Source organism: Neobacillus soli NBRC 102451 (assembly GCF_001591665.1).
Lineage (GTDB): Bacteria > Bacillota > Bacilli > Bacillales > Cytobacillaceae > Neobacillus > Neobacillus soli.
Genome location: NZ_BCVI01000099.1, coordinates 1 through 12,422, shown reverse-complemented (window position 1 = coordinate 12,422; position 12,422 = coordinate 1). Strand labels below are relative to the sequence as shown.

General features: G+C 30.6%; 18 protein-coding genes. 1 reads left to right on the top strand and 17 read right to left on the bottom strand.

The window, feature by feature from the left end:
- Window positions 1-65: 65 nt before the first annotated feature.
- The 4 genes from BSO02S_RS25385 to BSO02S_RS25375 all read right to left on the bottom strand — a co-directional run bounded on the left by BSO02S_RS25385 (window position 66) and on the right by BSO02S_RS25375 (window position 2,328).
- Entirely contained in the window at window positions 66-626 is a 561-nt protein-coding gene (locus BSO02S_RS25385) for a hypothetical protein (protein ID WP_066074668.1), read from the bottom strand.
- 13 nt (window positions 627-639) lie between these two features.
- On the bottom strand, window positions 640-771 hold the full coding sequence (locus BSO02S_RS28350) for a hypothetical protein (RefSeq protein ID WP_268876032.1): 132 nt from the start codon (window positions 769-771) through the stop codon (window positions 640-642).
- Window positions 772-773: 2 nt separating this feature from the next.
- A complete protein-coding gene (locus BSO02S_RS25380) occupies window positions 774-1,472 on the bottom strand; it encodes a hypothetical protein (protein ID WP_066074665.1) in 699 nt (232 codons plus the stop codon).
- A 313-nt stretch (window positions 1,473-1,785) separates the two neighbouring features.
- On the bottom strand, window positions 1,786-2,328 hold the full coding sequence (locus tag BSO02S_RS25375; protein WP_066074662.1) for a hypothetical protein: 543 nt from the start codon (window positions 2,326-2,328) through the stop codon (window positions 1,786-1,788).
- A 307-nt stretch (window positions 2,329-2,635) separates the two neighbouring features.
- Here BSO02S_RS25375 and BSO02S_RS25370 point away from each other — a divergent pair, with 307 nt between their 5' ends.
- Window positions 2,636-3,928, top strand: a complete 1,293-nt coding sequence (locus BSO02S_RS25370; protein WP_066074659.1) for a hypothetical protein — start codon at window positions 2,636-2,638, stop codon at window positions 3,926-3,928.
- 218 nt (window positions 3,929-4,146) lie between these two features.
- Here BSO02S_RS25370 and BSO02S_RS25365 read toward each other — a convergent pair whose 3' ends face one another.
- The 13 genes from BSO02S_RS25365 to BSO02S_RS25320 form a co-directional block, all read right to left on the bottom strand.
- Window positions 4,147-4,422 (bottom strand): hypothetical protein, encoded by a 276-nt coding sequence (locus tag BSO02S_RS25365; protein WP_066074656.1) that lies wholly within the window; start codon window positions 4,420-4,422, stop codon window positions 4,147-4,149.
- 193 nt (window positions 4,423-4,615) lie between these two features.
- Window positions 4,616-5,425, bottom strand: a complete 810-nt coding sequence (locus BSO02S_RS25360) for an Imm26 family immunity protein (protein ID WP_066074654.1) — start codon at window positions 5,423-5,425, stop codon at window positions 4,616-4,618.
- 146 nt (window positions 5,426-5,571) lie between these two features.
- Window positions 5,572-5,703, bottom strand: a complete 132-nt coding sequence (locus BSO02S_RS28345; RefSeq protein WP_268876031.1) for a hypothetical protein — start codon at window positions 5,701-5,703, stop codon at window positions 5,572-5,574.
- Window positions 5,704-5,847: 144 nt separating this feature from the next.
- On the bottom strand, window positions 5,848-6,021 hold the full coding sequence (locus tag BSO02S_RS27640; protein WP_169802797.1) for a hypothetical protein: 174 nt from the start codon (window positions 6,019-6,021) through the stop codon (window positions 5,848-5,850).
- Between the two features lie 127 nt (window positions 6,022-6,148).
- Entirely contained in the window at window positions 6,149-6,331 is a 183-nt protein-coding gene (locus tag BSO02S_RS25355; protein WP_066074651.1) for an LPXTG cell wall anchor domain-containing protein, read from the bottom strand.
- A 163-nt stretch (window positions 6,332-6,494) separates the two neighbouring features.
- A complete protein-coding gene (locus BSO02S_RS25350; protein ID WP_066074648.1) occupies window positions 6,495-6,911 on the bottom strand; it encodes a hypothetical protein in 417 nt (138 codons plus the stop codon).
- A 153-nt stretch (window positions 6,912-7,064) separates the two neighbouring features.
- Window positions 7,065-7,565, bottom strand: a complete 501-nt coding sequence (locus BSO02S_RS25345; RefSeq protein ID WP_066074645.1) for an NUDIX domain-containing protein — start codon at window positions 7,563-7,565, stop codon at window positions 7,065-7,067.
- A gap of 176 nt (window positions 7,566-7,741) precedes the next feature.
- On the bottom strand, window positions 7,742-8,140 hold the full coding sequence (locus tag BSO02S_RS25340; RefSeq protein ID WP_066074671.1) for a hypothetical protein: 399 nt from the start codon (window positions 8,138-8,140) through the stop codon (window positions 7,742-7,744).
- Window positions 8,141-8,549: 409 nt separating this feature from the next.
- A complete protein-coding gene (locus BSO02S_RS27635) occupies window positions 8,550-8,699 on the bottom strand; it encodes a hypothetical protein (protein WP_096190848.1) in 150 nt (49 codons plus the stop codon).
- 337 nt (window positions 8,700-9,036) lie between these two features.
- Window positions 9,037-9,504 (bottom strand): UPF0158 family protein, encoded by a 468-nt coding sequence (locus tag BSO02S_RS25335; protein ID WP_066074643.1) that lies wholly within the window; start codon window positions 9,502-9,504, stop codon window positions 9,037-9,039.
- Between the two features lie 199 nt (window positions 9,505-9,703).
- Window positions 9,704-10,039, bottom strand: a complete 336-nt coding sequence (locus BSO02S_RS25330; protein WP_066074640.1) for a hypothetical protein — start codon at window positions 10,037-10,039, stop codon at window positions 9,704-9,706.
- Window positions 10,040-10,488: 449 nt separating this feature from the next.
- Window positions 10,489-10,908 carry a hypothetical protein gene (locus BSO02S_RS25325; protein WP_066074637.1) on the bottom strand — a complete coding sequence of 140 codons (420 nt, stop codon included), beginning with the start codon at window positions 10,906-10,908 and terminating at the stop codon, window positions 10,489-10,491.
- A gap of 18 nt (window positions 10,909-10,926) precedes the next feature.
- Window positions 10,927-12,240 (bottom strand): metallophosphoesterase family protein, encoded by a 1,314-nt coding sequence (locus BSO02S_RS25320; protein ID WP_066074634.1) that lies wholly within the window; start codon window positions 12,238-12,240, stop codon window positions 10,927-10,929.
- Between the last annotated feature and the right edge of the window lie 182 nt (window positions 12,241-12,422).

Here is a 12,422-nt window from a genome sequence, read left to right as displayed (position 1 = left end):
CCCCGTTAATGCAATAAGAAAAAAGGGATCGCCGCAGCAATCCCATCTTGAAGTAATGCACCCCGTTACTTTAATAAGGAACGGAAATATTGAATGATTTCAAAGCCGACATAATCCTCTTTATTTGGGTACTTATTCCGATAATAGCAATCCCAATAACTTATCACTCGACTTTCAATTGTATTATAGAATCTTGGATTATCAACAATGAAATCTTTTATTATCCCTTTATTAACTTTATCCAAATTGGATTTAATCACCTGTAAAATTTCTATTACATATTCACCTGTTAAACGAAGCAAATAAGGAATAATCCAATTATAGTTATTGCTTCGGTGAATGATTTTTCTTAAATTTACTTCTCTAATAAAACCATTGTGATTCCTTGTAAATAAGCAAGCAATAATTACTTGTTGCTGTTCCGTGAAGGAATTTAATTGTGATGAAGAAGGTTCATTATAATAAATACGTTCAGGAATATTAAGCACACTTCCACAATAGTTAACCTCAAAACAGTGCGAAAAATCCAACTCAGTTGTTTGATTTATCTTACCTAAAACCACCATCACATCATTTTGTATATTTGTTGGAAATGCTTTTAATAATTCATATTTCTTATCTGACAAATTTTCACCCACTTTAAGTAGCCTGTTTCTTTAATTCGATTGCGAATTTCCCAAATCCTTTTTTCACTAACCTGCCCGTTAGCGGAACAAGGAAAGTGACTGCCACTTGTTGAACAATCGCCCCCGATAGTTTTGAATAAGTCATTATTACTTATATTCAAATATTGCCCAAGGTAGCCACAGAACAGGTTCTGTGCCCAATTCTTCATCATTACTATAATCACAAAAGCGAATTGCTTCTTCTAGGGAAGGGATAAAGCCATTTTCGTTTAAAGTGAAACCAAAATGTTTCTTAAAATCCTTTTCTAATCCATTACACAAGTACGAGTGAAAGGTTCCATACTCAAACCCAATGACTTCGTATCCCAACATTTTTGCTCCCTTTACATCAATTTGAGTTTTATTTAAAAATAACTTTTCAATTCCATATTTTTCTTTTTCAGTTTTTTTCTCTGTCTCTTCATATTCGATAAATTCATTTACCAATTTTTTTGGTAATCCAATTCCAATTACTTTAGCATTAGTTAAATGTTTAAGAAATTTACAAAAGAATTCTTTTGCAAGTTCCACGGTTGTAAAAACCTGCGGATATGTAAACTTTTCTGCTTCGAACATTTCTTCAACCCTTTTTTCTACCTCATTAAATGTGCTTTCATTAATGTTTAATTTTTGGGCGTAGTCTTTTTTACTTCTTTTTGAACCTCCCCATAAAATATTTATTTCAGGGTGAAAGTCACAAAGACATTCACTGGCTGAGTATATTGTGTCAGGAATTAAATCCTTATCCATATATTCTGGTCGCTTTATTGAAGAAACAATATAATATCCACCTGAAATATATTTCATTAACCCCACCCCCAGAATTATTATGCTTACTAATATATACTTCTTTCTGCTTGGCTTTTTTCCTCTAATTTACTGTTTCTTCAACTAACCTGCCATTTTGTTGAAGAAGAAAAAAGGCTTTACTCCTTCTTGAAGTAAAGCACCCCGTTTGTTTAAGTACACTTTTTCACAATGTTTAATTTGTGCCTCTCTATACGCTTTTATTTAAAGTATCAAACATTATTATAGTAGCTTCAACAACAACAAAATAAAAAAAGGGTTTTAGAAAAGACGTCCCCAAAAGAGGAAGCCAATAAGATTTTGTTTCTAACCACTATTTTAAATCCACTTTGGTATCTGCATATGGAGAATGAAAAGTAACATAATCTCCGTCAATCCATTCAGCATTTTTAAAACCTAATACTTCTAAGTTGTCAGCACGGGTTCCCCTTGTTACAATCTCTACCGTATCTATATTTAACTTTTTTATAACCCTAGGAAATGATGTATTGCGATAAAAGTTATAAAAATGATTGGTTTCACCTAATGTGGCATCTCTGTGTTCTATTACTAAGGTTACATTTCCTGTCGGGGATTTTACATATTTATAGAAATTATCTATAACAATTTGATTTAACCATAAATTACCTAAGAAAATTAAAGCTACAATAGTTCCCGCAATAACCCAATATCTTTTTATTTTTTGAACCCAAGCCAATAAATAAAGGGCTAATATGGTATATAAGGTAGGAATAATAATACCTGTCGGTTTAAGAAAGGAAAAATAAAAATCATTTTTACCTAAAACAAAAATAAGTAAATCAAATGCTAAAACGAATATTAAAAACACTTGTACTAGCCTTTTAAAAAATACCAAAATTATCCCCCTTAATATTTCTTCTTGTTTATTGCATAGAATATAATAGTATATAGAAATTCTATGTATATAGTAAATTAATTCTGATATAAAGTAAACAATTTCGCCAAGTTTATTTTGAAGAATATGTAATGATGTAACACCCAATTGCTAAAATGTGCCAATTTATATAAAAAAAGACGTCCCCAAAAGAGGAAGCCATCCCTTTAATATTTTTTATACAAAAGAGTTGTAAATCACTGTAAAATAATATGGTTACTTATGGTAAAGTGTAAATAAATGACCTATATGGGGAAGTGGAATTAAAATGAGTAATGAAATAAATATTTTGGAGTTTAACGAATACATACAGAAAAACAAAAGTGCTTTTTTATGTGGTAACGGATTTAGTATGAATTTTGATAGCGACTTTGGACGTATATATGACAAATTATTTCTTTCTCATAAAAATGTAATTTACAATTCATCTTATGAAGTAAAGGCTAATAAAAATTTTACTCGCAAATGTACCGATAATTTTCAAAGTGTTAAACGGTTCTTACGTAACATTTCAGAGGATTCCTTATATGAAATTTTTGAAGATGCCTTATTATTTGCTGAAACAATAAGAGAAAATAGTAGATTAAATGAAGAACTGTGGGAAAAAGAGTTAGTTAAAAAGCTTACTTTTGGATTAAGCCAGGTTGATATATTAAATCGTATTTGTGAGGTTGGTAAAAATAAAGGGATTACATATATGAACATTGAACATTGGACGATTCTTATTTACTTTTATTTTGCAATTAAACAATTGAACCCTAATTACTACAACTTTCCTAATAATAACTCCTTTATTACTGTTCTAAATGTTGGAGACAAATGCTTGATAACTTTAGTGCCACAAGAAAACCAATTATATGAGAAGGTTATATTAAATGGATTCACAACTTATTATCGCTTTCTGTTTTCCGTAACAATATTTTCAAACGGTAAAGCATTAGACATGAGTATGTTATCAAATATCGACAACCTTGATTTGAATAAATTAAGGGACTTTTTAAATAAATTCGATTCGCTGCTTTCACTTAATTACGACAAGATAATGGAAAATATAGTGGGTGACCGTGTGACACATTTCCACGGGGAATTTGTTAAGGATAAAACAGAATATGTTTATTCTCAGAGTTTTGGCTTAAATTATGATAACGGTTATGTCAGTTTCTCAGATATTTTAATTGGCGATTACTTTATTTTTAAAACATTTTTACCATCTGTAAATAATTTAAGTAAGAATATTTTTAACAAAAAAGTAACACGTTTTTCTGAAAAAATGGATGCGGTAATTCAAAATAATTCTATAAACAATATTGTTATCTTCGGGATGAATATAGAGAATGACCAACATGTTTTGAGAAATGTAATGTTAGCTTTTTACTTCTCCCAACAACCCAACCCCCGAATTATATATTGTTATTTCAATGAAGAAGAAAAGAAAGCTTTTCAAGAACAATACGAAGAGGTCATAACATTTAGTAAAGAAGTAAACGAGTATGTCAAAAGGAATATAAATGTAAGCTATATAAAAACACAGGAAGTATTAAAAGAATACTTTCAAAAGTAGCAGACATATAAATGATTAATGAACATTTATAAATTTTTTTAAGTATTTTTCCCTTATACCGTTTGTATCCGATAAGCCAATCACAGTTTTATTACTTGTATCTTCACTTAGAAAGAAGAATTAACGGTACATAATTAAAGGGAAACAGAAAAGTTATCTGAATCCCTTTTTTATTTGAAAACTTTGTTGAACTCTAGCACCTGTTAGTTGAAGAAAGATTAAAACTTCACTTCCCCAGTTAAAATTCCTATAATGATAGCCGCAATAAGAATAGCTAATACAGTAAATAAAATCTCATAGCGAACGGGTTTTAGACCCTTTTTTGCCTTATTGTATAGGGTTAAAACAATATAAATTATTGCTACACCAATGATTATTGCTATTAAATCAATAATAGTAAATGGTTTGCTAATATAGCTGTCTAAGTAGACACCAGTAAGGAATATTACACTACATAGCATTAACTGTAAAAGGAAATATTTAATAAGGTTCATTTGTATAATCTCCTTTTGGATTTCTCAATATATTTCCCAAATGCAACTTTTTCAAACTAAACTGCCCCGATAGCTTAAGTACAACATTTCATAATCTTTCTTGTGCAAGAAGAAAAAAGGCGACCTCCTTCTTGAAGTATCGCACCCGTTAGCTTAAGTACATATTTTCACAATCTCCTTGGAGTTAAATATTTTAATCCCATTTTTTCTCTTTTCGATAAAGGTTTCTTTCGGATGATGATAAAACCTTAGCAGTCGAAGGACGCTTCACAGTTGGTAACAGTATTTCGTCAAAAAAATCCTCTTCGGCAAATACGTTCCACGGTGTAACTCCATAAAAGGCGTTTGCTAATTCTTCGAGAATTCCACTTGTAAAATCCGTGGTAGTACCAATAAATTTCTTAGGAATGTCCTTCTTTTGAACTCTTACATTCATATTACCGAGGACCTTCCAACTGTGATTAACTAATGAATTAGGTGTTAATGATAATATCGAAATAAAGGGATTGCTTATAATTTCCTCTAAAGTTGGAACATCGGTTTTATTAATATCAAATAAACCGCAAACAGGGTGTGTATAGCTTGTCCATACTACCTGTCCAAAACCATATGTACCATTCTCTAGAGTGACTTGGAAAATATCTCCTACTTTCCATTTTTGTTTCTTGGGTCTTTTATGTGAGAGTAATTGATTTTTGGCAATATTTATTTCTTCTTCGGATGAGTTCACATTAGCAAGTTCGTTTATGATTCTTGCTATCTCCAATATCAAATCAGCATTAGTTGTACGTATTATAACCGCACTCGATTCGTAATCAAAACCAATACGTTTGTATAAATTTGGTTCCACCTTTTCTCTGACTGTTTTGCGAAGAAGTTTTACTGCCTCATTATTTGTTTCTAATTTAAACAACTCAGCTAAATCTTCATCAATAAAGAAATATGAAGTTGACGCATCTGGTAGAAGGATTTTTATTTCCCCTAATTTATAAGTTGTTTCCATTGTTCTTCTTTTCCCCTTTTGTTTATTAAAATTATAACACCGAATAGAAATCTTTTACTTAAACTAACCTGTATCAGTTACTTAATAAGAAATAAGCTGCCAAAAATGGCAGCTGGCTCTTCAACTCTTGCCACCCGTTAGTGAAATTATTTATATACCTCTTCTTCTATCTTTTCAATTCTTTCTCTTAATTTTTTATTCTCTTTTTTTACTTCATAGGAGTTATAAAACGCTCCCGCAGCAAGAGAAAACGCAAACCATCCCCATAACCAATCCATTCAAAATCCCCCTCTTTACACACAAACTGCACCGTTAATTGAACAAGAATAAAGGTTGTCTACTGACAGTCTTGTTCTGCTAAAGCCCCCGTTACTTTAAGTATATTTTTTCACATACTTAACCCATTCGCTTAAAAAGCTACTTCAAAATAGCCAAATCATAGGGGTTAAAACCACCAGCAAAAATAAGCCAGTGAACATATACTTTATGTATTGTTTTCTATTTACGCCTTCTCTTAATTCCCATAGCCCTAATGTTATAAAATATAGTCCAACCAAAACCGAGATAATCGGAAGTACAATAACTAAACCACTCATTTTGACACCTCCCTATAAAATCCTTCTTTAACTCTTCTGCCATTTAGTTGAATAACCAAAAAAGCCACCAATTATGGCAGCAGGATCTCAAGGTAACGTGCCCGTTCCTTCAATAAGGATTCAGGCACTATTGCCCCCCACCAGTGTATCTATTATCTCCCATCATATAGTTTGAACTGTCACCAGGCTTAGCATTTGGATTGGTTGGAATATGAGGGTTATTATTGTTTTTCTTACGCCTTAAGTAGATTATTAAAGCAAATCCTAAAATGCCGAGAATAAAAATAATAAAAAACCAAGTTGCGTTCAAATAAAAAACCCCCTTTCACTTACATTATATTCCACGAAGTGATTTCTAGCCATTTAAAATTTAATCTTATTCATGTAACCTGCCCCGTTACTTCAATAAGAAAAGCCACCGAGAGTGGCAGCTACTCTTTAACTCTTGCAACCCTTTAGTTGAATAATATTAATTATTTCTTAATGATTTTTGGGATCAACAATGACAAGTGAAAATAAAAATTAGAAGCTGCAATGCCGTATATTGATAACGAAATAACTTCTTGTTGAAAGATATTTTGACCAAATATAATAGGAAAAATAACGCCAATGAGTGTACCAATCAACGAATATAAACCTAATCCAAAAAAATACTTTGCCCATTTTGACTTTCTGTTAGATTTCTCAATTAACTTGTCAATAAAGATTGAAAGAGGTAATCCAACCAGAAAATAAACTGGTCCAGCATAAATAATGACCAAAATAAACGTTTCTAAAAAGCCAAAATAATAAGCATTAGATTCCCGTTGAGAACTCGGCACATAAGAAACCCAAGAGAATATGGTTGCAAATAAAACAACAGATAGTGCTACGGTTAAGAGCCTTTTCATCGTTTCACCCCCATAAATCAAATAGTAATTTTTTATTTTGTTGCACTAAACTGCTACGTTAGTGGAATAAGAAAAAGGCTGTTTTTTTGCAGCCAGATCTTAAAGGAAAGCCCCGTAGTTGAATAAGCTTAATACCCAATTTATTAATCTGGGCTATTTTAAAATTAGTTGCCCATTGAAGCTTTTTAAATCCTCAATTACTTCCTTATGATGATTGTCCCAAAATAGATTAGTACCTTTAGGAATGCTATCTAATGGGAAGAATTCAGCGTTTTTACTTTCATCAGTTTCCTTAATGGTAGTTCCAGTCCATTTATCTACTCTAAATAAAAATTCAAACATCTGGTATTCGTCCCCGAATCCATTTTTTATTGATTTATCTGGTCCCGAATATATTGAAATTAACGTCGCATCAATAACGTCAATACCTGTTTCTTCTTTTATCTCTCTTTTAAGTGTTTCAAAAATGGATTCACCTAGTTCCATTGAACCTGCGGGCATCCCCCATCTATTTTGTCCCTTTCTTTCAATGAAGAGGATTCGTTCCTTTTTATCCTGAATGATGGCTCGAATAGATGGGTGTATAATTTTTTTATGACCAATTAGCTTTCGTAATTGACCTAAATACGACTCTTCAAAGCTTATATTAGACATTCTAATCCCCCGTGGTTTTTCATTACTTATTCTATAAAGAACTGGATTTACCTTCTTTTCCTAATGTAAATAAGAAGTATACTTGTTTAACTAAACTGCCCCGTTACTTGAATAAGAAAAAGACTTTACTCCTTTTTGAAGTAAAGCACCTTTAGTCGAAGATTGTGGAATTTTATTTATTCGGCAAAATATTCAACATTTACTCGATTAACTCTTTTATCCATTTCGTAGGTTTTAGAAGATTTATCGTAAATCACCTTTAGATTCTTTTTATTAAGCCATTCAATCGAAAAACTTTCGTTTGCCCTAAATGTATTTCCCGATTTATTTGGGAATTTATCATCTTTATTTAAGATTGATAACTGAGGAGAAGAGCCTGTTGTTGCACCACAATCTCTATTAAAAACATAAGCCACTTTATCGCCACTAGGAGATGGTAATTTTTTTACAATCTGGTTTCCACACGCACCACCAAATACTGTATCCAGTACCTTAATAACCGCCATATTTAATGCTATTACTAGAACTATTAATACAATTAGTGATATCAAAATATTTTTTGTTTTCTTTTTCAATAAACTCACCCTTTCCGTATAAATTCCTGCTACATCTTTTGTAATGGCATCATATATATACATAGAAATTCTATGTATATTTTAAAAAATTTTCCCATTTCTTCTTAAACTATAAGAAGCAGGTTACTTGAATAAGAAAGAGGCTTTACCCCATATAAAAGTAAAGCACTCCGTTACTTGAATAAGAAAAAGTGATCCTTCGCCATTGAAGAAACGCACCCGTTACTTTAATAAGCATTAGTTATTTCTTTTTCTTTTCAAAAAAGGATTGGAAACCATACAAAAGAAATGCTTTGTATAAGAAGAATAAGAAAAATTGGGAGTAATAAACTCTATCATCAATTGAAAAAAAGAACTTCGAATAAGAAAAACATAGGGAGATTTTAGTCTTCCTATGTTTTCATTCATATTATTTATCTGTTTGTTTTTGCTTCTTTTTCAAATACTCCGCACGCATTTTTTCAAGTTGCTGCTTTTTATCAAATTTGACAGGCGTCTGTTTTTCATGAAACTTTGTCACAGCTACCTGACCTTTGTAATCCAATTGATATTTTCCCACTTTGTTCACCTACTTTTCTTGTCTTTAAAGAGAATCTATTCAACAAATATAATATACCTTATTTTACTGAAGTAAATGCTAATAACCATTATGTTCTCGATGATTTCAAATTTAGGTTTCTGAGGGGAAATATTGTTTTTTTTTGCAAAGTCTTTTTACTACTTGTTTAAAAAAATCTACATCCCCAATATTTTTCTCCAAAAAATCACCCCTTGTTATTAACTTTTCTACTTATATCTATCTTAATCCAAATATTACCTTATTCAACTAACCTGCACCTTTAGTTAAATAAGAAAAGGTGATTACCCTTTAGTTCAGTAATCACCCCCTGTCATACCTATTTAATATAGTTTATTTTATTTTCCTGACACCATTCAATCGCAATTTGCTTAAAACACTCTTCACGGTATGAATACCACTGTTCTTCCATTTCAAAATCTATTATTTCGTCCTTAAACCTTCTAAAGGCACCCTTTCCTCTAATTGCCCTTAATAAGGATTCCTGCTTCCGTTGATCACTGACTGTTAAGCAAAAGTTTTCTATTATTTCATATTCATTTACTTCATATTTAGTAGGTAACTCTATATAATTTTCAAAGTTTTCAACCACATCAATTGCAATCATTTTATTTTCTTGTTCCCATTCAGGTAAAATATCAAATGTTTTTTCATCTTCAACAGCACTCAAGTCCTCCGACGTTACTAACACTATTTCACCAGTTGTAATATTTAGTAATGAACGTGACTCTTCAAACTGTATTTCCATTTCTTCAATTATATCTTTAAGATTTATTTGAATGCTCATAATATAGATCACCTTCCATTTTGTCTAACGACACCATAAGTTAATAAACAATAAGATGTAAGAGTGTCTTACAGAATATTTTAGTTGGAAATTCCTACTTATAAACAATATAAATCCATTTGTTAAATATACGTTACAATTTGATGTTTTATTTAGTCCTTCTCAGTTATCGGATTTACGTACGCTAAGGTCATCCTTTTTACTTTATAGTGTGCTCATCTTCAATTTCCTCACTTAACTCTGGGAACTGTTTCTTAAAAGATTTTACTATCTTTGTGGTTTTACTGAACACATATTTTTTTACCTCACTATAAGGAATCCAAATCTCTCTATTCTGAATCTGTGCATATAGCGATGAAATAACTACATCACGTTGATTAGGAGGTAGTTTCCTTGTTGTACGTTTTTCTTTCATCTTTTCGTGGTAGAGCTTATAAAGTTCTGCTGAGATCCATTCCTTTTGGCTATTTTTCAATTGTAAAAAACGTTTATTTGTTTGAAGAATCTTTCCGTTTACTTTGATATGATTTTTCATTTAAACAGTCCTTAAGTCATTATTAGTTAATTTTATATCTAAGATATTGTTATTATCTCATAATCACTTTTGACTTTCGAATACTTTAAAACGGCATTTTTTAAAACCTATATCTTTTGTATATCCATTTGAAGTATTGCACCCGTTACTTTAAGTACAATGATTCACAAAGAAAAAAAACTTTCATTTAACGAAAGCCCTTTTTTGTGGTTTAGAGTAAAGGTATTGCTTTTTCTGTTTGGATAAAGTTTAAACTTTTTTCTTCCTGTTTAGTCAATAAAGTAATATCTAAAGTTATTTTAAATTCATAAAAAAAAGAACAATACAAATTCTTTCTCAAAAGAAGTATGTCTTGAATAGAAATTTCGTCTTTATTATAAACTATTATTAAATCAATATCATTGGGTGAATTGGAATAAAGTAAAGAACCAAAAAGATAAAAATCTAAATTAGAATAAAGAACGTTTTTCTTTTTTAAGTTGTTCACGCTGGAACGGAGTAAGGTAATTAATGAATAGGTTTCCTTCAAAATTTAAAGCCCCCATAAACTCATCTATGAGAAATAACCCAATTTTGTTAGCTTTCGCAACTTCCTTTCCACTTACCGAGTAACTATTCCAAGTGCTGATGGTAACAATAGCATCAATATGATTATGACTTGACATTATTTCTATAACTTCCGCTTCACTTACGACATAAATATTGGTCAAGTGAACCAACACTTTTCTTCCGTTTCTTTTGGTAATCTTAAAAAGTTGTTCTTCGACTTGTTCAATTTTTCTTACTTTATTGTGTCTACCAATAGCATCTAAAAAATATTGGATACTTTCTGGTCTAGGTATTTTTTCGTATCTTCCTCCCTCAGGCATAAATAACTTCCTCCTTATTTAGTCTAGAATTGTTAGTATTTCTTTGGGAAATGTAGGAACGTTAGAACTTTTATATTTAGATATATGATTCATTTCAAACCCTTCTATATGATTCTTATATAAATCAAGAATAAAAAATTTGTCATCTGATATTAATTCTTTATTACTTTCTAGTATTTCTAAAATTTTTTTATTATTTGGAATAATTTCAGTAATGCACTTTTCTTTCCACATATATGCAAACTCTGAAACTGGGGTATGCTGGGCTGTAATACTAAATGGTCCATATTGCTTAAAAATTCGTTCATTTTCTGAAAATAGTTCACTTAATTCTTTTTTTATTTTATCTTTTTTATAATTTATTTCATCTTCTGGTCTATTGTTATTAATTGAGAATTTTGGGATGTGATACTCCAAAACGCCATTTTCCATTTTTCTACCTAACGTATTATTTAAAGTCCAATATTCATGTTCACTGTTCCAAATATATTGGGAAACTTTTGCAACTCCATCCTGGATTAAAAAGTCTCCGAAACCGCCTAGAGCATATTCATCTGAGTGCACTCCAGCACTAACAATATTTAAAAGATTATTATATTGATTTGCTTCTATATTGTATGCTGCTCTATGTACATGACCAGAAAGGTACAAATCAATATTAAAATCATCAAATAAACTTAGCATTGCATTTTTATCACTATCAGCCATACATTCTAATGTATGGTGCCCAATGGCAATAGATAATTTATTATTATCTACTCCTAAATTAGATAAACAATCCAATAATTTATTCTTCCCAATAAGTAATGCCCCTTCTTCTCCAGCTCTATTTGCAATAAGACATGTATTTAAATGCACAATATTATAATTTTCTGTTTCAAGTAAAAAGTGAATATCATTTAAGGGATATTCTTTTGTTAAAAAATCAAAATAGAAGGTTGAAAAAGAATCGAAACTACTCAATATTTTAGACTTATTCTCCTCATCTTCAAGATATTCATCTAATGTGTTTGAAGGGTTATTTGATTCAACGATTTCATTTATCAAATCAGTTCTATCACCATTTCTTCTGATGTCATGATTTCCAGGAATAATATATATTTGCTTTTTCGATAAATTAAGTATACGTAAAATCTCTTCGAAAAATCTCATTTGATTTTCGTTAAAACCTTGCCCTTGATGAGAGAGGTCTCCTGTTAAAATAACAAAATTAAATGGGTTTACTTTATTTAACTCATTTATTTTTGTTAACAGCCTCATCCTCATTCTTCTAGATTGATAATTTTCAACTTGAAAATGAATATCAGAAATATGTAAAAAACGCAAATGCATTGTGTAGCACCTCAAGTATTATTAAGATTAGTTCGGAATAAAATCTATATCATCTATTTTATACAACTGTATTATTCATAGTATTCTACATCGCTTCCAATTTTTCCTTCTTCACTTAAACTGCCCGTTAGCACAATAAAAAAATGGGATCGCAGCTGCCATCCATGCAGCACAAAATCAGA

Bases quoted from the DNA above. Each gene is read 5' to 3' on its own strand.
- BSO02S_RS28350 (WP_268876032.1), bottom strand. From the start codon at position 771: ATGACTTATTCAAAACTATCGGGGGCGATTGTTCAACAAGTGGCAGTC.
- BSO02S_RS25380 (WP_066074665.1), bottom strand. From the start codon at position 1,472: ATGAAATATATTTCAGGTGGATATTATATTGTTTCTTCAATAAAGCGA.
- BSO02S_RS25370 (WP_066074659.1), top strand. From the start codon at position 2,636: ATGAGTAATGAAATAAATATTTTGGAGTTTAACGAATACATACAGAAA.
- BSO02S_RS25365 (WP_066074656.1), bottom strand. From the start codon at position 4,422: ATGAACCTTATTAAATATTTCCTTTTACAGTTAATGCTATGTAGTGTA.
- BSO02S_RS25360 (WP_066074654.1), bottom strand. From the start codon at position 5,425: ATGGAAACAACTTATAAATTAGGGGAAATAAAAATCCTTCTACCAGAT.
- BSO02S_RS28345 (WP_268876031.1), bottom strand. From the start codon at position 5,703: ATGGATTGGTTATGGGGATGGTTTGCGTTTTCTCTTGCTGCGGGAGCG.
- BSO02S_RS27640 (WP_169802797.1), bottom strand. From the start codon at position 6,021: ATGAGTGGTTTAGTTATTGTACTTCCGATTATCTCGGTTTTGGTTGGA.
- BSO02S_RS25350 (WP_066074648.1), bottom strand. From the start codon at position 6,911: ATGAAAAGGCTCTTAACCGTAGCACTATCTGTTGTTTTATTTGCAACC.
- BSO02S_RS25345 (WP_066074645.1), bottom strand. From the start codon at position 7,565: ATGTCTAATATAAGCTTTGAAGAGTCGTATTTAGGTCAATTACGAAAG.
- BSO02S_RS25335 (WP_066074643.1), bottom strand. From the start codon at position 9,504: ATGAGCATTCAAATAAATCTTAAAGATATAATTGAAGAAATGGAAATA.
- BSO02S_RS25330 (WP_066074640.1), bottom strand. From the start codon at position 10,039: ATGAAAAATCATATCAAAGTAAACGGAAAGATTCTTCAAACAAATAAA.
- BSO02S_RS25325 (WP_066074637.1), bottom strand. From the start codon at position 10,908: ATGCCTGAGGGAGGAAGATACGAAAAAATACCTAGACCAGAAAGTATC.
- BSO02S_RS25320 (WP_066074634.1), bottom strand. From the start codon at position 12,240: ATGCATTTGCGTTTTTTACATATTTCTGATATTCATTTTCAAGTTGAA.